This window comes from Corallococcus interemptor, assembly GCF_003668875.1.
GTDB classification, from domain to species: Bacteria; Myxococcota; Myxococcia; order Myxococcales; family Myxococcaceae; genus Corallococcus; species Corallococcus interemptor.
On the sequence record NZ_RAWM01000014.1, the window covers coordinates 89,630 to 109,070 of the forward strand.

Below are 19,441 nucleotides of genomic sequence, written 5' to 3' on the forward strand. Positions count from 1 at the left end.
CATGAAGGCAACGGTATTCCGGGGCACCCAGAAGCTGGGCGTGGAGGACGTGGAGCGGCCGAAGGCGGGCGCGGGCGAGGCCATTGTCCGGGTGACGCTCACCACCATCTGCGGCACCGACGTGCACATCCTGCGCGGGGAGTACCCGGTGAAGCCCGGCCTCACCGTGGGCCATGAGATGGTGGGCGTCATCGATGAGCTGGGCCCGGGGGTGACGGGCTACCAGGCGGGGCAGCGCGTGCTGGTGGGGGCGATTACCCCGTGCGGCCAGTGCCGGGGCTGTCTCTCCGGGCACGCGTCCCAGTGCGGCCACGGCGGGGGCATTGAAGCGGCGGGGGGCTGGCGGCTGGGCAACACGATGAACGGCGTGCAGGCGGAGTTCGTGCGCGTGCCCTTCGCGCAGGCGAACCTGGCGCCCATCCCGGACGAGCTGAAGGACGAACAGGTGCTGCTCCTGGCGGACATCGCGTCCACGGGCTTCAGCGGCGCGGAGTCCGGCGGCGTGAAGATAGGTGACGCGGTGGTGGTGTTCGCGCAGGGGCCCATTGGCCTGTGCGCCACCGTGGGGGCGCGGCTGATGGGCGCGTCGCTGGTGATTGGCGTGGACGGGGACGAGGCGCGTCTGTCCATGGCGAAGAAGCTGGGCGCGGACGTGGTGCTCGACTTCCGGAACCAGGACGTGGTGGCGGAGGTGAAGCGGCTCACCGGTGGCGGCGTGGACGTGGCGATTGAGGCGCTGGGCACGCAGCAGACCTTCGAAAGCGCGCTGCGCTCGCTCAACCCCGGCGGCACGCTGTCCAGCCTGGGGGTGTACTCCGGGAAGCTGCAGCTGCCCTACGACGCCTTCGCGGCGGGGCTGGGAGACCACCGCATCGTCACCACGCTCTGCCCGGGCGGCAAGGAGCGCATGCGGCGCCTGATGGAGGTGGTGCGCGCGAAGCGCGTGGACCTGACGCCGCTCTTCACGCACCGCTTCCAGCTCAAGGACATCCAGGAGGCGTACGAGCTGTTCAGCCAGCGCAAGGACGGCGTGCTCAAGGTCGCCATCCGACCTTGAGCAGGCCGGTGGTGGCTTAGCGCGGCGCGAAGGTGCCGTTGCTCACGATGCCCGAGGCGTTCCCCATGTACTGCCGGAAGAGCATCGTGTTGACCTGGTTGAAGGAGAACGGCTTCAGGAGGGGAAAGCCCTCCGCATCCACGTCCAGCATGGCCCGCGACATATCCAGGTCCCAGTTGAAGCCCCCGGACGCGGTCTGGATGTGCATCATGGACATCCAGCCAGAGCCCTGGGTGCTGCCCATCAGGGTGAAGGACAGCGGGAGTCCCCGGAACGCGGAAGCGAACTGCTGCAGGACGACCGTGGGCGCGCCACCGAACTGCACGGTGATGGGGCTGGTCTGCACCTCCACCTGCTTGGTCCAATAATCGTCCACCCGCGTGAGCGTCGCGGACTCGAAGGTGATGACGAAGGGAACCGACTTCCCGCGCAGCTCCGCGAAGTAGTCCGGGGGATCCGCGGGAAGCGGCCCATCATAGGCGTCGAACTGGATGGTTCCGGAGATCCAACCCCCAGAGTCCACGCCAATGCCCACGTTCACGGTGCCATCTCCCGGCACCTTGAACAGGAAGCGCACGGGCTGCGTTTCCCCCTCGCCCAGGGTGAACCGCATCGGGTTCGGGGACACCAGCGTGACGGGAACGGTGACGCCCGGCGCGTCCGTGCGCTCCACGTGCCAGTCACCGTTCATCTGGATGGAGTACGTCCCCGCGATGAGCGGCAGCATCACGGAATCCGTGGACGTGTCCGTGAGGGTCGCGTTCTGCGGGCCGGTGATGGCGAACGTCGCCCCCACCAGCTTGTAGCTGCGTCCCGCTGACGTCGACACCAGCGGCAGCTCCAGCAGCCCCTCACCGTCGCGCAGCACCGGCGTGGACGGTTCAGACACCCCGCCACACGCGAGCGCCAGCAACGCGAGCGCGCCCACGAACCACTTCAACCCTTGCATGGACTTCCCCCTCAGGAAGGGGCCGATGATAGGATTTTGAACAATACACGGTCAAGGCAGGCGGACCCGCACGCGCAATCACAGCCACGTCCGCACAGCGAGTCATGAAAAAGGGAAAGCGGGGGCCAGGGGCTGTCCCTGATTAGCGCAGCCAAAGAAGCATGGATGCGACGTGCAGGACGGCGAGGTCGCCGAGAACGCCCCAATCGGGCAAGTCCCGCCACTGCACCCCGGTCTTCACGCGCCACACCCCTGCGTTGATGAAGTCACGGTCTCCTCGCTTCGAGCGAAGGCCGCTCCCGGAGCCCAGCAGGGGTTCGACGCGACCCCAATCGGCATCGCTTCTCGAACACGAGAGCAGGGACAGCCCCTAAAAGAATGGAGGCGGTGGGAATCGAACCCGCACCGGGCGGTGCGAAACTCCCAGCAGGATCGCGCCCTTACCTCGCTACCGCTCGGAGCGACCCGGATTCGATATCCCGCCGCATGACCTGTTGTCCCGCCATGTTCCACCCCATGCCGCAGCTTCATGCGACATACGTGCAACATGGCGGGACTGGAGTGGAGCCTCCTTGCAGGCAGCGTGGCTAGTTCGTGCTGATCTCGTCCTGGGACGCCTGGATGCCACGGGGGCGCCGCATGCCCAGCTCGACCATCACCTCGCGGGATCGCTTCGCCATCTCGTGCAGTTCAGCCACCGCTTCCTTCCGGCCGTAGGCATCTCCCTCTCCAAGCCAGCGGCGCAGGTCCGCCGCCAGTTCCCTCGCCGTCTGGTAGCGGGCTTCCGGGCGGGGCTGGAGGAGCTTGCGCAGTGCCAGGCCCAACCCCTGCGGAAGCGACTCCGTCAACGCCTCCAGGTCCGCTTGCGAGTAGGTCGCCGCGCGCCAGATCGCGTCCTCCACGCCAACAGGGCTGCCTGCGAGCCGAGCCCGCCTGACGGCACGTCGGACCCGCACGCGCTGCCTGACCGATAGCGAGCCCTTCACCTCTTCGGTCAAGGCATCCGGGGCATCCAGGAGGTTCTTCCCCGTCGCAAGTTCAAGCAGGACATTGCCAAGCGCGAAGAGGTCCGAGCGCGCGTCCACGCGGCCCGTCAGGAGCATTTCCGGGGAGGAGTAGAACGCATCCCCCTGCGGCTGACGCACCGTGGATGAAACGCGGCCGGGCAGGTCCGAAAGGGCGAGCCCAAAGTCGGAGACCTGCACGTCGCCGTTCCAATCGACGAAGATGTGCTCAACGTCGAGCGCCCGGTGGACGATGTTGAGGGAGCGCCCCTGTTCGTCCTTCGCCTCGTGGGCATGCTCCAGGGCCTCGGCGACGCGCGCCCCGACGTGGAGGGTGAAGAAGGGAGAGACCCGGCGACCGCACTCCCCCGAGAGCGTCAACAGGGTGTTGATGCTGTGCCCCGACGGATGCTCGGTGATGACGTACCAGCACCCCTCTGCCTTGTGCAGTCCATGGACACGGAGGATGCCCGGATGGTCGAGGTACGTCGCGAGGCGCACCTGCTCTTCAAGCTTCGCCCGCGCCCGCTTGATGCGAGGCAGCTCCATCAACTTCGGAACGCCCACCGCCTTGAGCAGCACCTTGCCCCGGATGTTGCCCTCGGAGGTACGGCGCCGGGCCAGCAAGAGACTCAACCCGTGGTGGACCTCTCCCAGGTCTTCGCGGAACTCGTACTGGAAGCCGTCCCGGGTGAAGAGAATCGCCCCGCGTGGAAGCCTGAACTCACTTTCCGACATGCTCTTTTCCTCCTCTTCGCGCAGGCATCCGAAGGCCGACGCGTCGTGGACGAAGTTACCTGTGGGATGGGCCGTCGTGGAACGACCCTGGGAGGTCATGTCGAGTTTGAGGAGGCGGGGGCGAAATCAAGCACCTACCCACCACGTCGCCCCGGGCGCGCTCAGGGCCAGCGGTCCACCACTGTCCCGGAGCCTCGATTGACCGCCATCACCTTGCCGTCCTTGAACGCCACGGCAGTTCCCTCGTGCACGAAGCAAATGGGGTACTCCTCCTGCCCCGGGAGCTTCACGCGGTCGTACCGGATGACGAGTGCCGGCCCCTCCGCACGCCCCATCTTGTCGGAGAGGTAGTAGGCCTTGCCGTAGAAGCGCGTCCCACGAGGGGCGACCGCGGCCTGCCGGTCATCGTTGACGCCTTTGGGGACCACCCCCACCACCTCCGCGCCAGCGGTGAACCATACATTGTCAAAACCCGCTTGGCGTTCATCGAGTTGAAGGGAGAAGCGGTCCCCTTCCTCCCAGTGAAGTTGCTCCCGCATGGCCTCTTCCGCCCCAGCCGGGCAGGTGAAGCGCTCTGGACGGATCTGGGCACCCGGACAACCCGCCGCCAGCGCCGCGACGAGCGACAGCGAAGCGCACTCGACGGCGGCAACGGACTTCTTCGGCATTCGGGGCGCACGTCCTGGGGGCGAGGCTTCGGGTGCTGGGGTCTTCAAGGCGGATCCTTCCTTCGGGGCAGCGGCGATGGCTGGCCCCGGGACTGTCACGAACGAAGGGCCAGCAGGTGTCATAGCAGGAGGGGGTGTCTTGGTCGGTGGGGAATGGGTGGTGGCAGGAGGAGGGCGTGGGGCTGCGGCGTCGCGCGACCCGGCAGGCCCGCTGGGGGCGCTCCCTGACGAGCGCCAGAGGGCCGCAGCCATGACGAGCGCGACGATACAAACGACGCCTGCAAGCCACCTTCCCGCGCGAGGCGGTCGCTCCATCATGGCCACATGCCGCTTGAGGGATTGCGGCGCGGAGGTCGTTGCCAGTGCCGCAGGTGTTGGCACTCCGCGACGCTGTTCAGCGGGAGGATGGGCCGGCACGTCATACTCAGCGGAGCGCTCGGTACGGAGGTCCGCCAGCTCGCGGCGCAGCGCTTCGGTATCGACCGGACGCCCCTTGGGGTCTCGGGCCAGGATGGTCTCGACGAGGTCGCTCAATGCCGCTGGCACCCGCGCATTCGCCAATCGAGGGGGCGGCGGTGGGAGGGCAGGGCTGTTCAAGTCGAAGCGCGGACGAAACTCCGTCGGGCGTGGGTCTGTCAGCAGCTCATGGAGCATGACGCCGACCGCGAAGATTTCGTCGGCGACCTGGAAGGCGTAGCGGGCACGGTGCTCGTCCTTGTGCTCGCGCAGGAACTTGAACTGCTCGGGCGCGCGATAGCGGTCTGTCCCTGGAGGCAACCCCCCATCCGTCAGGCCTTCGGCGAAGGTGTAGGTAGCGCAACTGAAATCGATGATGACGGGCTCACCGTCGCTCTTGCGGACGAGCACGTTGGACAGCTTCAAGTCCCGATGCAGGATGCCCCGGCGATGCATGTATGCCAGCGCACCGGCGATCTTCTCGAAGACCCCGAGGATTTCGCGAACGGTCGGGTGCTTGCGCTCCGCCCACTCCGCGAGCGTCCAGCCGTCCACGTAGTCGAGTGCGAGGTACAGGTTCCCACTCTCCGCTAGGCCGTACCCCTGCGGCCGGACGATGTGGGGATGGTCCAGCATGAGCAGCGCCGTCAACTCCCGCAGCGTCCGGGCATGGGTCTGCTTGGGGTCGCCGCTGGACTCCCGGTGCTGGGCCACCTTGATGGCCCGGTGCCTGCCGTTCTTTTCGCCAAGGAAGACGAACGCAAAGCCTCCGTCACCGAGTGGCTTGGAAACCTGCCAACCGTCAATCAAAGTACCGGGCGGAACGTGAAGCAGCGTCGCGCTCATTGAGCATCCTCCACGGCGGGCTTCAGGAAACGCACGTCTGGAATCGTGAGCCGACGCCCCTCATCCCCACGCACCTCCAGGGTGAAGACGAGGTCTGCTTCCGTCTTGGGTACTTCCACGACCGCCAGAACGCGCCCGTCCTCCCCCGGGGGGATTGCTCCCGGCTTCTTGGCTACGAGTCGCGCCCGCAGGGGCATGCCGACTCGCCCCACGAACATCGCTTCCCGTGGTGTCCAGGCGGGGCGGTCAGTGCCGTTCGCAATCGTCACGTCCGCCAAAATCCACCCCGTGCCCCGAAAGGCTACGATTCTGTCCAAAATCAACCCCTGTACAGCATCGAGCGTGCCTTTGCGGCTGGACGCCGTGACGCCCTTCGCGTCCACGTAGCCAAGGAGCACGAAGTCTTCCGGCTTCGGCACTGGGGCTTGGGCCGTGGGCTGGCAGGCCGTATTCGGCGGCTCCGGGCGTTGCACGTCAATCAGTGCATCAACGTCGCGCGGGTCTGTCACGAGCACGAAGGCGGCCCGGGTGGGCGCTCGGCCGTCGGCGAAGAAGACCCCAATCTCCTGACGCTCGCCGTCGGTAAGGTTGGCCACGGGCTGAACGATGATCGACCGCTCGCCCGCGTCCAGGACACGGATCCGGGATTCGTCGAAGGTGACGGTCTTCCGCTGGATCGGCGCAGAGAACAGGAACACCGTCCGGGCATCCGCCGCGACATGGACGACGGGCAGCGGTTCGGCAGGCGTGCTGGCGATGGTCACGGAGCGCTTACGATCAACGCGCGCCCCCGTGGCCGGCTCAGCCCCCGCAGCAGCTCCCGAGACAAGCACGAGGGCGAGAGCCAATCTGAAAGGTTGGAGCAATGGTGCATGACCTCCCGAATGGGAAGGCTACCATCGCGGACGCCCGCGCAGTGGGGCTCTTTCATACAGGCGGAGCGGCATCCCGTGACCCGAATCGAGTCAAGGCGCTGCACGCCCGACGATCTCCGGGAAGCGCTCATAGGCCCGAAGGAGCGCGTCCAGGTGGGCGGGGTTGTCCAAGTCGAGCGGCGCGTCGGTGAGCTGCACGACCCAGCCGCCCGATGCCGTGCGCCGCGCCTGTGAAAGCAGGTCCGCGTCCCGAGCCAGGTCTGGGAATCCGATGGCCCGTGCGGCAGCGGCAGACCAGTAGTTCAGCCATCCGAGGAAGTGCGGAACCTCAGGCGTGGACCTGTCCCATGGGAGCTTGAGCGATGGCAGTCCCTGGGGCGGAACGTGCAGCGCATCGCCGGGATGGCGGAACTGTTGCGCCACGATCCCACCATAACCGCTCGGTGTTGCATGCCCCCATACGGCGCGAGCGCCCTCCGCTACACCTGCAAGCACATCGAGAGCCCCCGCGAGGCCGACTGCGTCGAGTGGCAGGTCCGCATGGATTTCAAAATGCGGCGGGCTTCCTGATGCAAGACCGTTTGGGTTTTCCTGTCCGGCCACCGTCACGAGCTGGTTGTCATCATCGTTGCAGAGGAACGGGAAACCGCCGTTTGCCATATTGGCCGCGACCCACTCGTCGCGTTGAGGCAAGGCGGCGAGGTCCCCCTTTTCCGACATCGTCCACCCCAGGCGTAAGCCGGGCTCACCTTCAGCTGCCCGAGCAGCCGCCGCGCCTGGCTCCGGCGCTGGGGCCACCGCAGCAGGCGCTCTGGGAGTCACTCTCGGCTGAGGGTCGCACCCTCTCGAGCAGCTCGCGGCAACCGGTCGCACGCTCAAGGCAGGGGTGCGCCTGCAGCGCGACGTGCTGGCCTCCTTGGGGGCCTCCTTCACCGTCCAGGGCATGTCGCAAGGCCCTCCTGGCCCACCACCTACCCCGCCCCTCGCCCGCAACAGGGCTCCCATGCCGCCGATGCTCCCACCTGCTCGCGGAGTGGGCCGCCGTCTGCGCGGAGCACGTCCTGCCCCTCTTCGAGAAGGCGTCCTCTGGGGACACGCGCCCCCCGTGACGCCATCGCCGTGGGACGGGCGTGGATAAGGGGCGGGATGGCAGCGGAAGCGGATCCCCACGGCCCTCCGTGAGCTGGTCCTTGATGATCAGCGGACGCGCAACGACATCTGCTGGGGTGTCTTCACCGGGTGACAAAGGTTCGTCGCCCCAGGGGGAGCGCGATGAGCACGAGCTTGCCCGGAGGATCTCGACTTGCAGTCCGATGGCGCCGTCCCTCGCCGAGCAGACGGCTATGGCCGGGCCAGCTCCAAAGCCTGGATGAGGTTGTAGAGATTCGAGCGGGTGAGGTCGAGTCTGCGTGCCACCTCGCTCACGTTCCAATCACTCGCATCCAGCTCACGGCGGAGCAGGTCTCGCTGGAACCGCCGCGTCTCCTCGTAGAATGACGTTCGGCTCACCTCGCGCACGCGGGGCCCATCCGCCAGGTGCCTCGGTTCGATGAAGGCGGTTCCTTCCCTGGAGGCACGGAGGAGTGCCGCCTCCAGCTCGCTTCGCAGCTGCCGCACATTGCCAGGCCAGTCCGAGGCCTCACAGAACTCGTAGAGCCCGCGCGAGGGACGAAGCTGCGGGAGAGCCCGCTTCTCCGCCAGCGCTCCCAACAGCGAGTCCACCAGGTCGCGGATGTCCTCGCGCCGCTCGGCGAGGCTCGGCAGGTGGAGGGTGAAGCCACTCAGGCGGTCGAAGAGGTCCTTCCGGAACTGCCCCTCCGCGACCAATTCCTCCAGGTTCGCATCGGTGGCGGCAATCACCCGCCTGTTCGGCTTCGCACCCCGGGGCTCAAGCAGCCGTAGCAGGATGCCCTGCGCGTAGAGGGGCACCTCGGCGATGTCGTCCAGGAACAGCGTGCCCCCTTCTGCTTCCGCCGCCTTTCCCTTCTCGTGCGCTCTGGAGAGAGGTCGGGGACTTGAGGCGAAGAGCACCTCATCGATGAACTCACCGGGGATGACGAGGAAGTCGACCTCCACGAAGGGGCCTTCCCTGCGCGCGCTGTGCTCATGGATGACCCGCGCCAGTTCCGTCTTGCCGGTGGCCAGCGGTCCCCGGATGAGCACGGTGTCGTCCCGCGCCGCGGCGAGCTCCACCTGTTCGAAGACCCGCGCGAGGGCATGGCTGTGCCCTGCGAAGGCGTCCACGCGGAGCCGCCGCCGGAACGGCAGGGTCGGGTCCTCGGTGTTCTCCGGACCTGCCAGCGTGCGTCCCCGCAAGGTCGTGTTGAGGAAGCGCGCGACGTTCTCCACGGTTTGCACGGCCTCGGGCGGGAAGGCTCCGCCAGCCGGACGGCCCTCCAGGTAGAGGGCTCCCGCCGCCCCTCCGGCCAGCGGGACGCAGAGCACCACCCACGGAACGTCCTGCGCTGCACGGATGCACTCCCTGTCACCCGGAGAGCACCCATGGAACAACGTCCACACGCGCTCGCCCGCCGAGGACTCCGGGTGCAGCTCGACGTAGGCACTCTCGGCGCCGGTTTGCGACACCAGGCCGGCGAGGACCCGTCTCCAGGGTTCGGTGGTGTCAGCGGCCTCCAGGATGGAAAGCACGTCGAGGTACAAGTCGCGCTCGCTCCCAGCTCGGTCCGTCATCCCTGGGAGTGTACCAGCAGGGCACACGCCGCCCTGTCCGCCCGCTGGGTCCTCCGGGGAGGTTGGAGATGGCCCATTCCTCAAACGCCACGGAGGAGTTGACGCAGCTTCTGGATCACGGTGTCCAGAACGTCCTCTGAGTCCACCAGGAACAGCTGCGCCTCCGCTGGATCCTCGGGCTCGAACCTGAACCTGCACCCCTCGACCGCTGGCATCCCAATCGAGTGATAGAAGCGCATCACGGATCGCACGCTTGGGGTCGTGAATACAAACAAGCGGTTGCTCTTGCAGTATTCAAAGATGTGCAAGACCAGCAGTGGGAAGGCGTCGCTGCCCCTGATTTCGGGTCGCAGGGCGGCCCGGCCTGCTTCGAACAGGTTGGGAACGTCAAGGAAGCCCAGGTCCCGCTCGGGTTGGTAGCCATGGACCTCGAAGCGACCCTGAAACCTTCCGCAGATGCGGCCTCCCCCCACCAATACGTCCTGCCTGAAGACCCCGAAGCAGGTGGCGATGTCATCCCGGTCATCCAGCAACTTGCGATCGGAGATCCGGATTCCGGAGGGATTGTCCGGGTTGAAGTTCCAGCCGGCTTCTTCGATGTAGACCTCGAAGAGCAGCCTCCGGTAGGCGTCGAGTTCTTCCGCGCGGGTCAGGGGGCGTACTTCAAAAGAGTTTGTCATCAAGGCAAGGTCCACGGCGCCGGGGCGATGCCTGTCATTACCCCGCCAGGCGATCGGCTCAAAGACAAGCGCTCCCGTGCAGACCCCGGCGCCTCCGTGGAGATTGAGGAGGCGCCACAGAGGGTATACAATCCGTCGAATCCTGCACCATCCACCCCGCCGGAGGCATCCGGGGCGGAGGCGCATGGACGAGGAAGCCGCATGCAACCCAGCGAGGCGCTCCATGAGTTCCACCAAGCTCCTGGGCAGCAAGGCGAGTGCGCTCTTGACGACGACGCTCGCCGCGCTCCTTGGCGCATGTGCCTCCTCTCCTGGCGGCGGGGAGAGAGCCCACCCATGGCAGGCCACCGGAGAGCGCGTTTGGGTCCAAACGCCGGACTGCGCCGTGCTACGGGAGAGCGACGATTGGATGAGGGCGCACCTCAAGGAGGGGGTCTTCCCGCTCGCGTCCACGGACGGCGATGGTCACGGGGTGGTGGCCGCATCAGCCGGGGCCTGTCGCAGTGTGCCCGGCCTGGGGGCTGCCTCCTTCGCCATGGCTGACGGCAACACCTGTATGCGCGGTGTGGACCGTGGCGAATGGGGAGGTGACTTCGCTGTTTTCGAGTCGGGCCGAAGAACCTTCTCTGTGGATGTGGTGAGTCCTCGTCCGCGCCGCCTGGTGCGAGCCAGCGGCCAGTTGCTCTTGCTCTCTGGCGATTTCGGCACTTGGGGGTTCAGCCGGCTGGTGCATGAGGGTCGAGGGCGCTGGCGCCTCGAACCCTTCATCGGGTTTCCGGGAGACATGTATGCGTACGGGCACGACTCGCTCGGCAGGCTGCTGCTTGCGGGAAGGGACGGTGAGTCCGATGCTCGGTGCGCTTTCGGAAGGCGCCTCTACCGGATCCAGGAGGATGGACGGATCGAAAGGCTCCGCTAAGGTTGCGGAGAATGGCTCGCCGCGAATGGCGCCACGCTTGCGTGCATTGAGCCCCTTTCATTCGTTGGTAGGACGAGCCGGAACCTCGATGCGCAAGACATGCAATCGATGCAAGATATCCAATGAGGCCACGGGCACCGAGGCGAGCTGTGATGCCCCGGTGGTGCTGGTCGCCACGCCTCCGGTGGAGAGCAGCGTGGGACCGGCCCACAGGGGCGCGAGAGCACTGAGGAAAGAGGTTGGGCCCTCCTGGATTCGACCCAGGATTCTGGACAGGCAGCAGTCTTCGGACGGACGGCTGTCGGTATCGTTGGCGGGCAAGGTGTTCTGTAAGGTGGACGGGCAGTATGGGCCGATCTCCTTCGGCGACCTGCTCACGAGTTCACCGACTCTCGGACATGCGATGAAAGCCTCCGACCCGCGTCGCGCTTTCGGTGCCATTATCGGAAAGGCGCTCCGACCGTGGAGCCAAGGAAGCGGCCTGATTCCGATCCTGGTGGCCTTGGGGTGAGGTGCCCGGTTCGTAAGGGGTTGCGGTGCCGCCGCTTCTCATGCGCGTGAGCCCTGGTTCGCGCTCGTTCCCGCGTCGAGCCTCGGAGCAGGATAGGATGACGGCGCTTCGTGCCACCCCAGGGCTCCCCTCCCCATGACCTTCGCTTCGCTCGGCCTGTCGGACGCGCTCACCCGTGCCGTGGCCGAACTCGGATATGACGAACCCACACCGGTACAGCGCGCGGCCATTCCCGTGGTGCTGCGCGGCGGCGATGTCCAGGCCTCGGCGAAGACCGGCTCGGGGAAGACCGCCGCGTTCCTGCTGCCCCTCCTGGAGGCTCTGCGGGCGCGCCCCGGCGGTTCGGTCCGGCCGGTGCGGGCCTTCATCCTGGTCCCCACACGAGAGCTCGCGGCGCAGATCGTCGAAGCCGTCCAACAGTACGGCCGGTACCTGAAGAAGCCGCTGAAGACCTGCCTCGCGGTCGGCGGCGTCTCCGCGAACCCGCAGATGCTGGCGCTCCGGGGCGGAGCGGACATCGTCGTGGCCACGCCGGGTCGCGCGCTGGACCTCGTGGAGCAGAACGCGCTCCGGCTGGGGCAGGTGGAGACGCTGGTGCTCGACGAGGCCGACCGGCTGTTCTCCCTGGGCTTCGCCGACGAGCTCAACCGCCTGCTCGCGCTCCTGCCCGCGCGCCGCCAGAACCTGCTGTTCTCCGCCACGTTCCCACCCTCCGTGCGCACGCTCGCGGAGCGGCTGTTGCAAGAGCCCACGCGCATCGACGTCGACGAGGGCGAGCTGCCCTCCGCGGACCTCATCGTCCAGCGGGCCATCAGGGTGGATGCACCCCGGCGCACGATGCTCCTGCGGCAGCTGCTGGAGACCCACGCGTGGTCCCATGTCCTGACGTTCGTCGCCAGCCGCTACGCGGCGGACCATGTCGCGCTGAAGCTCAGCCGCGCCGGCATCCCCGCGACGTCGCTGCACGGAGAGCTCAGCCAGGGGGCCCGCACACAGGCGCTCGCGGACTTCAAGGCGAAGCGCGTGCGCGTCCTCGTCGCCACCGACGTCGCCGCACGCGGCCTGGACATCGCGGGACTGCCCGCGGTCGTGAACTACGACCTGCCCCGCTCGACCGTGGACTACGTGCACCGCATTGGCCGCACGGGGCGCGCGGGCGAGCAGGGCGTGGCCATCAGCTTCGTCAGCGCGGACACCGAAGCCCACTTCCGTCTCATCGAGAAGCGGAACCACTTCGCCGTCGCGCGAGAGCAGGTGGCGGGCTTCGAACCGACGGAGACGGCCGCGCCCGCCGCACCGCCGCTGGATGTGAACGGCGGCGTGAAGGGCCGGCGCAAGAGCAAGAAGGACAAGCTGCGCGAAGCCGCCGCCGCTGGCCATCCCCCGAAGCGCAAGCCATAGGGAGCCCCCTGCCTCAAGGCGCGAGGAGCTCCGGCGCCTGAGGTCATTCGCCCAGGAACTCCTCCAGTGCCCGGGCGAGCGCCTTGGGGTCGACGGCATGCGTCTGTCCCTCCAGCGTCCGGTGACGTGCGCCGGGAATGGCCCGTGCAAGGGTCTGGATCGCCTCGCGCATCCAGCCCGGGCTCGCACCTCCCTCCATGACGAGCGTCGCCGCGCGGACGGCAGGCATCTGCTCGAGCAGCAAGGGGCCGCGGGCGGTGATGAGGAGGTCGTAGCTCAGCGTGTGAGCGAGGTGCTCGAGGCCCGCCCACATGGGCGCCTTGCGCAGCTGCGCGACGGCTGGCGCGGGCATCTGCATCACCTTCGTGAAGTACAGCTCGACGGCCTCTGAACGCCGATTCCCCGCGGCGGCCTCGTCGAGCTGCTTCGCGAGGCCTTCAAACGCCCTCGCCCGCTCCACGTCGAGGATGACGGGAGGCTCATAGACGACCAGCTTCGGGATGGAGAGTCCTCGCGCCGCGGCATCGAGGGCCAGGAGGCCACCCGAAGAGTTTCCGAACACGGCGGCGGATCCGCCTGCGGCGGTGATGAGCGCCGCGAGGTCCTCCACTTCCCTTTCGAGCGCATGAGGCGGAGTGTCCCCGCTGTCCCCGCGACCGCGCCGGTCGTAGCTGAACACGGTGAAGCGCTGGGCCAGCAGGTCCGCCAGCGGTGTTCCCGAGGCCGGCGCCGTGCGGTCGCAGAACGCTCCGCCCACCAGGATGAGCGGTGGACCGTTGCCGGTGGTCTCGAACGCAATGGACGTCCCATCGGCGGACTTGACGGTGTGGATCTTCATGGCAGCTCCTTCAGGGCGAGGCAGCAGGGTGGTAGCCGTGCGTGCGGAACGGGACGTCGAGCTCGCGACAGACCTCGGTCAGGACCTCGGGCGCGTGGTAGTAGTTGCGCAGCCGCGCGATGCGGTCGCCGTCCAGCTCCACCCGCACGACGGCATGCACTTCCTCTCCCGACCACCAGAGGAAGAGCGACTCGCCGCGGTGCGCGCGGAGCTCGCAGCGAGGCGGATCCACGAGCACGTAGCCGCCCTCGGGACAGCCGAAGAGCGTTCCCTGGAACGAGCCGTCCCTGACCGCCCGGGCCCCGTACTCGAGCTTGAAGCCTGGATACTCCAGGGTCGCCGTATCGAGCAGGAGCGCCGTGAGACGATCCAGGTCCCGCGCGTTGAAGGCGTCGCAGAAAGCGTCGAGGACGGCGGGAGCCACCGGTGCCGGCTCGGCCGGTTCCTGCGTCACCAGCTTCGCCCGCCCCCTGTGTAGGGCGGCCTTGATGGCTCCGGTCGTGGTGGAGAGCGCCTCGGCGGTCTCCTCGAGTGACATCCCGAACGCATCCTTGAGCACGACCGCGGCTCGCTCCTGCGGCGATAGCTGTGAGAGCAGCGTTCCCGCGGCCTCACGCGTCGCGCGAGGCTCGGCGCGCGTCGCCGGCTCCGGGACCTCCATGCCGTCGGGGGCCGGGACCTCTCGCGCCTGCCGCATCCGGTTGAGCCACAGGTTGCTCGCGACCCGAAAGAGCCACGCCCGCGGACTGCGCGGCGGCTCCGCCATGATGCCGAGGCTCGCGAACGCCCGGGCCATCGTCTCCTGGGCCATGTCCTCGGCATCCCAGGGGCTGCGGGTCAGCTGCCGACAGTAGCGGTAGAGGTCCGGGCGGAGTGGCTCGTAGGTATCCAGGAAACGGCGCCAGGACGCCTTGACGGCGTCGCCCAGCGGATCTTGTGACTCAGTGCTCATGTCGGGGAGACACGCGACGGGCGAAAAAGGATACGTCAGCAGGCGGAGAAAGAGGGCCCTTGCTTCCCTGGTTGCCCACTTCTCTCCCTACGTCGCACGTCAGAGGCGGTGACTGGGGTTGTCTCCATGGACGTGCGCAAGAAGCTGGAGATCCTCGCCGATGCCGCCAAGTACGACGCCTCGTGTCCGAGCAGCGGCGGCAAACGCAAGGCGGGCAAGGAAGGGCTCGGCAGCGTCGAGGGCATGGGCATCTGTCACAGCTACACGCCGGATGGCCGGTGTGTGTCATTGCTCAAGATCCTGCTCACCAACTTCTGCATTCTCCGTCACCTTCAGCTGCCCGAGCAGCCGCCGCGCCTGGCTCCGGCGCTGGGGCCACCGCGGCAGGCGCTCTGGGAGTCACTCCCGGCTGAGGGTCGCACCCTCTCGAGCAGCTCGCGGCAACCGGTCGCCCGCGCAAGGCAGGGGTGCCCCTGCAGCGAGACGTGCAGGCCTCCTTGGGGGCCTCCTTCACCGTCCAGGGCATGTCGCAAGGCCCTCCTGGCCCACCACCTACCCCGGCCCTCGCCCGCAGCAGGGCTCCCATGCCGCCCATGCTCATCGCGGGCGTCGCGTTCATTGGCGGCCGCGCCAACGGTGGCGAGGTCCACCGCCGCCTGCGTGACACGGTCAAGCGCTACGCGCTGGAGATGGAGGGTGTGAACGCCTACGCCATCACGCACTTCTCGGACTGGGACGCGCTCAGCGCGCAGATTCGAGCGGGCTTCGACTTCGGCAAGCAGCGCTGCACCGCCTACACCCGCTGGGTCGGCCGGATTGAGCTCATTCGGAGTACCCGGCGGCGTCCGGACCGGGCGCCGCCGCGGCCCCGTTGCCGTTGTGGCGCACCGGGACGGCGGTGTGCTGGATGGCCACGCGCTCCATGTTGATGAAGGTCTGGAAGGCCCACCAGCCCAGGCTGAACCACGGGGGAGGGGGCAGCTTCCCCTTCACGGCCACCTCCACCGCGCCCGCTGTCGCGAAGGTCAGCGTCGCCAGCGTGCCCAGGTCCAGGTGCCCATCGGTGGCTCGCAGCACGTCCACGTTGACGTTCTTGAAGAACAAGCTGGCTGCGCGCGCCACACCGCTCCCCTTGGTGAGGGAGCGCAGCAGCGCATCCCCATCGGGCGGCTCTTCACCGGGGCGCAGCAGCACGTCCACGCCGGTGCTCCGGCGCACCTCCTCCAACAGCCCCTCGAGGCTCAGCTGCCCTGGGTCGTGGAGGCACAGCACGCTGCCTGTGTAGGGCCGCACCTGCACCTCCTCGACCCCCTCCACCTGGAGGAGCCCGTCCGCCAGCGACGTGGCCTCTTTCGCGTCGCTTCGCAACCACGGCAGCCGCAGGCGCGTGCGCCCGGGCGAGGTGTGGACGATGTAGATGACCCGTTCCATGCGCGTTCCCTCAGGCCTGGGCCTGGGCCTCGGCCGCCGGTCGCGTTCGCTCGCGCCCCCGGGCCCGGGCCTTCGCCTCGGCCAGCAGGTCATCGAAGTCCTCCTGCTTCATGGCGACGCGCGCGATGACCATGTCGACGAAGCGGTAGGCCGCGGAGGCGACCTCCACGGCGAGCGGCCGCAGGTGCCTGCTCGCCAGCACCGTGCCCGCGCCCGCGCCATAGCCCAGCAGAAAGGAGGGAAGGTCGAACTTCATGGGGGTGTCTCCAGTGAGGAAGTCGTGCTCGTCATCCGGCGCACCCGGCGCACCGCGTGGCCACTCCATACGGGCGCCGCGCCCATCAGGCCTGGCAGGACGAAACCCAGGGCCAGCCCGCCGAACGTCAGCGGCGTGGGCGCCGGAAGTCCCAACACCCGCCGCAGCGGCGGGAAGGTGAGCGCCGCCACGTGCAGGGCCGCGGCCCCGCCGACGAAAGCGGGGAGGCGCCACTCGCCGTCCGTGGGGGCATGGCGCCGCGCCTGCGTGGGCGCGCGACACACGGCCGAATAGCCGAGCTGCACCGCGGTGAGCGTCCCGAACGCCAGCGGCGGGCCTCCCAGCGCCAGCCCCAGCCCTCCCACGCCCGCCATCAGCGCTCCGTCGCGCGCCACCCGCCGCGCCGCCCGGCGCGTGAGCAGCGGCATCCCGGGAGGCGCCGGAGGCCGGTCGAGGATGGCCGGGTCGCCGGGCTCCAGCGCCAGGGCGATTCCCGGCAGCGTGTCCGTGAGGAGGTTGATCCACAGCAACTGCAGCGGGGTGAGCGGCTCCCGCAGCCCCAGCAGTCCCGCGCCCAGCACCAGCGCCATCTCCGAGAAGTTGGTGGCGAAGAGGAAGCGCAGCGCGCGGCGCAGGTTGTCCTGCACGATGCGGCCCTCGCCCACCGCGGACATGATGCTGCGCAGGTCCTCACTGGCCATCACCACGTCGGCCACCGCGCGCGCCATGTCGCTGGAGCGCACGCCCACCGCCACGCCCACGTCCGCCGCCTGGAGCGCCGGGGCGTCGTTGATGCCGTCTCCCGCCATGGCGACGATGGCTCCCCGCGCGCGCAGGGCCTTCACCAGCTTGCTCTTGTCCTCCGGCGTCACGCGCGCCAGCACCTCGGTGCGTTCGAGCCGCTCCGCGAGCGCGTCAGCCGGCAGCTCGAGCATCTCCGCCAGCTCACGCGGGGTGAGGGTGTCCCCCTCCAGTCCCACCTGCCGGGCGATGGCCTCGGCCGTGCGGGGCTGGTCTCCTGTCAGGATGACCGTGCGGATGCCCGCGCCTCGCGCCTGGCGCACGGACTCCGCCGCGCCCTCGCGCAGCGGGTCCTTCAGCCCCACGAAGCCGATGAAGGTGTAGCCCTCCGTCGGCGCGGCGCCCTCGTCGCCGGGGAGCCGCCGCCAGGCCAGCGCCAGCACGCGCAGCCCTTCCGCCGCCAGCGCGTCGTTGCGCCGGGCCAGCCGCTCCCGCTCACGTGCGTCCAGCGGCCCCTTCGTGGTGCGTTCGCACATGCCGAGCACCTGCTCGGGGGCGCCCTTGATGAAGGCCACCACGCCATCGCCGGGCGCATGGTGCACGCTCACCACGTAGTGGATGCCTTCGGAGCGCTCGAGCAGATGGCGGCGGGGAAAGGCGCGGCGCAGCGCGGCCCCGTCCAGCCCCGCGGCGTGCGCGGCGGCCACCAGCGCCTTCTCCGTGGAGCTGCCGGACACCTCCAGCGCCTTGCCGCGGTGGTGGACGTCCACGTCGCTGTTGAGCAGCCCCAGCGCGAGCGCCAGGGTGGGCGGGTCCTCCAGCACGGCCTGGGGCCGGGTGCGCAGCGTGGACAAATCCAGGGAGCCATCCCCCAGGTCCAGCACCTCCAGCCGCATCTCGTTGCGCGTGAGGGTGCCCGTCTTGTCCGCACAGATGACGGTGACGCCTCCGAGCGCCTCGGCGGCCGACACGCGCCGCACCACCATGCCTCGTGCGTGCAGCCGCTGCATGGCGCGCACCAGCGCCGCGGTCGCCACCAGGGGCAGACCCTCGGGGAGGGCCGCCACGCCCAGGGCCACCGCGCCGCGCAGCACCTGGGGCCCGGAGCGGCCATGCGCCAGGCCCACCACGGCGGACAGCGCGGCCGCGCCCACGGAGGCCACCGCCACGTGCCGGTCCAGCTGGCCCAGCTTGCGCGTCAGCGGCGTGGTCGGCGCGGACTCCTGCGCCACCAGCTCCCGCACGCGCGCCATCTCCGTGTTGGCGCCCGTGGCCACCACCAGGGCGCGCCCATGGCCCGTGGCCACCGTGGTCCCCGCGAACAGCAGCGACGTCCGCTCCGCCAGGTGCGCCCGCGCATCCACCGGCGCGGGCTGCTTGGGCTGCGGCTCGCTCTCGCCGGTGAGGGGCGCCTCGTCCGCGGAGAGCCGGTGCGCGTCCAGCACGCGCATGTCCGCGGGCAGCACGTCGCCCGCGCGCAGCAGCACCACGTCCCCCGGCACGAGCTCCGCCACCAGCACCGTGACGAGCACGCCGCCGCGCAGCACCTGCGCCGAGCCCGCCTCCAGCTTCTGCCACGAGGCGAGCAGCTCCTGGTTGCGGCGCTCGATGCGGTAGCCGATGCCCGCGTTGAGCCCCACCACCGCGAGGATGGCGGTCGCCTCCAGCGCGTCCCCCGCCAGCGCGGAGGCCCCCGCCGAGCCCATCAGCAGCATCGTGGGAATGGTGGCCAGCTGTGAGCCCAGCATGGCCAGGCGCGAGCGCTGCGTCTCCTCCTCCACGACATTGGGGCCGAAGCGCTTGAGCCGCCGCGCCGCCTCCTCCGAGGAGAGTCCGTGCGTCGAGCCGTCCAGCCGCGCCAGCACCGCGTCCACCGTCATCGCGTGCCACGGCTCCCGCGGTCCGCGCTGTCCGCCTGGCGCCGGGCGGGCCTTGTGATGCCTGCGAGTGCGGGCGAGCGGCGCTTCGGGCTCCTCGTGCAGCCGGGCCAGCAGGGGGGCCTCCGGCGCGTAGCGCACCAGCAGGCGGCCGGTGCGGGGCTGCGCGCTCACCTCCTCGACGCCGGGCCAGGTGGCGAACGTGGCCTCCAGCCGCGTGCCGAGCGAGGTGTTCCACTGCAGGTCAGGGACCTCCAGGCGCAGCCGGCGCGCCGCGGTCGAGTGGCGCACCACCCTCGCCGAAGCGGACTGCCCATCCATGAGGAACACCACCATTCGGACTCCCCCTGACCGGGCTTCCGAGGTGGGGATGGTGGCCCGCGGGAACAAGGCGGCCCTGCGTGCCAGGGGACGCTGTCGCGGCGACACCGGCGCCCAGACCCTTCCAAGGGCCAACACCTCGCTCCGACTTCAGGGCGGGGTGGGAGGTCTCAGCGGTGGCGCGCCCACACCTCCTGCTCGCGCACCGCCTTGCGTGCGTGGGGCGCGGC

At 69.0% G+C, this 19,441-nt stretch carries 16 protein-coding genes; 3 read left to right on the plus strand and 13 right to left on the minus strand.

All coding sequences use genetic code 11. From position 1 onward, the window contains the following. The first annotated feature begins 1 nt into the window (after nucleotide 1). Complete coding sequence (locus D7X96_RS07920) at nucleotides 2-1,057, plus strand: zinc-binding dehydrogenase (RefSeq protein ID WP_121724779.1); 1,056 nt, start codon at nucleotides 2-4, stop codon at nucleotides 1,055-1,057. 16 nt (nucleotides 1,058-1,073) lie between these two features. Here D7X96_RS07920 and D7X96_RS07925 read toward each other — a convergent pair whose 3' ends face one another. From D7X96_RS07925 to D7X96_RS07965, 8 genes are all read right to left on the minus strand, one after another. Beyond that, nucleotides 1,074-2,006, minus strand: a complete 933-nt coding sequence (locus D7X96_RS07925) for a hypothetical protein (protein WP_147468260.1) — start codon at nucleotides 2,004-2,006, stop codon at nucleotides 1,074-1,076. A gap of 142 nt (nucleotides 2,007-2,148) precedes the next feature. Further along, the gene (locus D7X96_RS41735; RefSeq protein WP_121769386.1) at nucleotides 2,149-2,373 is read right to left on the minus strand and encodes a transposase; all 225 of its coding nucleotides are present in this window, start codon (nucleotides 2,371-2,373) and stop codon (nucleotides 2,149-2,151) included. Nucleotides 2,374-2,593: 220 nt separating this feature from the next. Then, nucleotides 2,594-3,748, minus strand: coding sequence for a serine/threonine protein kinase (locus tag D7X96_RS07935; protein WP_121769387.1), 1,155 nt, complete (start codon nucleotides 3,746-3,748; stop codon nucleotides 2,594-2,596). Nucleotides 3,749-3,909: 161 nt separating this feature from the next. After that, nucleotides 3,910-5,718: a serine/threonine protein kinase gene (locus D7X96_RS07940; protein WP_121769388.1), complete on the minus strand. Its 1,809-nt coding sequence runs from the start codon at nucleotides 5,716-5,718 to the stop codon at nucleotides 3,910-3,912. Next, nucleotides 5,715-6,584 carry a DUF2381 family protein gene (locus D7X96_RS07945; RefSeq protein WP_121769389.1) on the minus strand — a complete coding sequence of 290 codons (870 nt, stop codon included), beginning with the start codon at nucleotides 6,582-6,584 and terminating at the stop codon, nucleotides 5,715-5,717. The genes D7X96_RS07940 and D7X96_RS07945 overlap by 4 nt, the downstream gene beginning before the upstream one ends. 99 nt (nucleotides 6,585-6,683) lie before the next feature. After that, nucleotides 6,684-7,415, minus strand: a complete 732-nt coding sequence (locus D7X96_RS07950) for a DUF5953 family protein (RefSeq protein WP_370450097.1) — start codon at nucleotides 7,413-7,415, stop codon at nucleotides 6,684-6,686. Nucleotides 7,416-7,934: 519 nt separating this feature from the next. Then, nucleotides 7,935-9,284 (minus strand): sigma 54-interacting transcriptional regulator, encoded by a 1,350-nt coding sequence (locus D7X96_RS07960; RefSeq protein ID WP_121769390.1) that lies wholly within the window; start codon nucleotides 9,282-9,284, stop codon nucleotides 7,935-7,937. An 80-nt stretch (nucleotides 9,285-9,364) separates the two neighbouring features. Beyond that, nucleotides 9,365-9,979, minus strand: coding sequence for a hypothetical protein (locus D7X96_RS07965; RefSeq protein ID WP_120551142.1), 615 nt, complete (start codon nucleotides 9,977-9,979; stop codon nucleotides 9,365-9,367). A 1,550-nt stretch (nucleotides 9,980-11,529) separates the two neighbouring features. Between D7X96_RS07965 and D7X96_RS07975 the strand changes: the two genes are divergently transcribed. Next, a complete protein-coding gene (locus D7X96_RS07975) occupies nucleotides 11,530-12,795 on the plus strand; it encodes a DEAD/DEAH box helicase (RefSeq protein ID WP_121722539.1) in 1,266 nt (421 codons plus the stop codon). Nucleotides 12,796-12,838: 43 nt separating this feature from the next. On the opposite strand, the gene D7X96_RS07980 is transcribed toward D7X96_RS07975, so the two are convergent. Both D7X96_RS07980 and D7X96_RS07985 read right to left on the minus strand, forming a co-directional pair. Then, nucleotides 12,839-13,633 carry an alpha/beta fold hydrolase gene (locus D7X96_RS07980; RefSeq protein WP_208647282.1) on the minus strand — a complete coding sequence of 265 codons (795 nt, stop codon included), beginning with the start codon at nucleotides 13,631-13,633 and terminating at the stop codon, nucleotides 12,839-12,841. Nucleotides 13,634-13,643: 10 nt separating this feature from the next. Then, nucleotides 13,644-14,585, minus strand: coding sequence for a sigma-70 family RNA polymerase sigma factor (locus tag D7X96_RS07985; RefSeq protein WP_120551139.1), 942 nt, complete (start codon nucleotides 14,583-14,585; stop codon nucleotides 13,644-13,646). Nucleotides 14,586-15,178: 593 nt separating this feature from the next. Between D7X96_RS07985 and D7X96_RS40830 the strand changes: the two genes are divergently transcribed. After that, nucleotides 15,179-15,514 carry an aldehyde dehydrogenase family protein gene (locus D7X96_RS40830; protein WP_244219493.1) on the plus strand — a complete coding sequence of 112 codons (336 nt, stop codon included), beginning with the start codon at nucleotides 15,179-15,181 and terminating at the stop codon, nucleotides 15,512-15,514. On the opposite strand, the gene D7X96_RS08000 is transcribed toward D7X96_RS40830, so the two are convergent. The 3 genes from D7X96_RS08000 to D7X96_RS08010 are packed head-to-tail and all read right to left on the minus strand — an operon-like array spanning nucleotide 15,408 to nucleotide 19,226. Then, nucleotides 15,408-16,016, minus strand: a complete 609-nt coding sequence (locus D7X96_RS08000) for an HMA2 domain-containing protein (protein ID WP_121769391.1) — start codon at nucleotides 16,014-16,016, stop codon at nucleotides 15,408-15,410. The two genes, D7X96_RS40830 and D7X96_RS08000, sit on opposite strands and share 107 nt — an antisense overlap. 10 nt (nucleotides 16,017-16,026) lie before the next feature. After that, nucleotides 16,027-16,272 carry a hypothetical protein gene (locus tag D7X96_RS08005; protein WP_120551137.1) on the minus strand — a complete coding sequence of 82 codons (246 nt, stop codon included), beginning with the start codon at nucleotides 16,270-16,272 and terminating at the stop codon, nucleotides 16,027-16,029. Beyond that, nucleotides 16,269-19,226: a cation-translocating P-type ATPase gene (locus tag D7X96_RS08010; protein WP_121769392.1), complete on the minus strand. Its 2,958-nt coding sequence runs from the start codon at nucleotides 19,224-19,226 to the stop codon at nucleotides 16,269-16,271. Before D7X96_RS08010 ends, D7X96_RS08005 begins: the two co-directional genes overlap by 4 nt. Nucleotides 19,227-19,441: the final 215 nt, after the last annotated feature.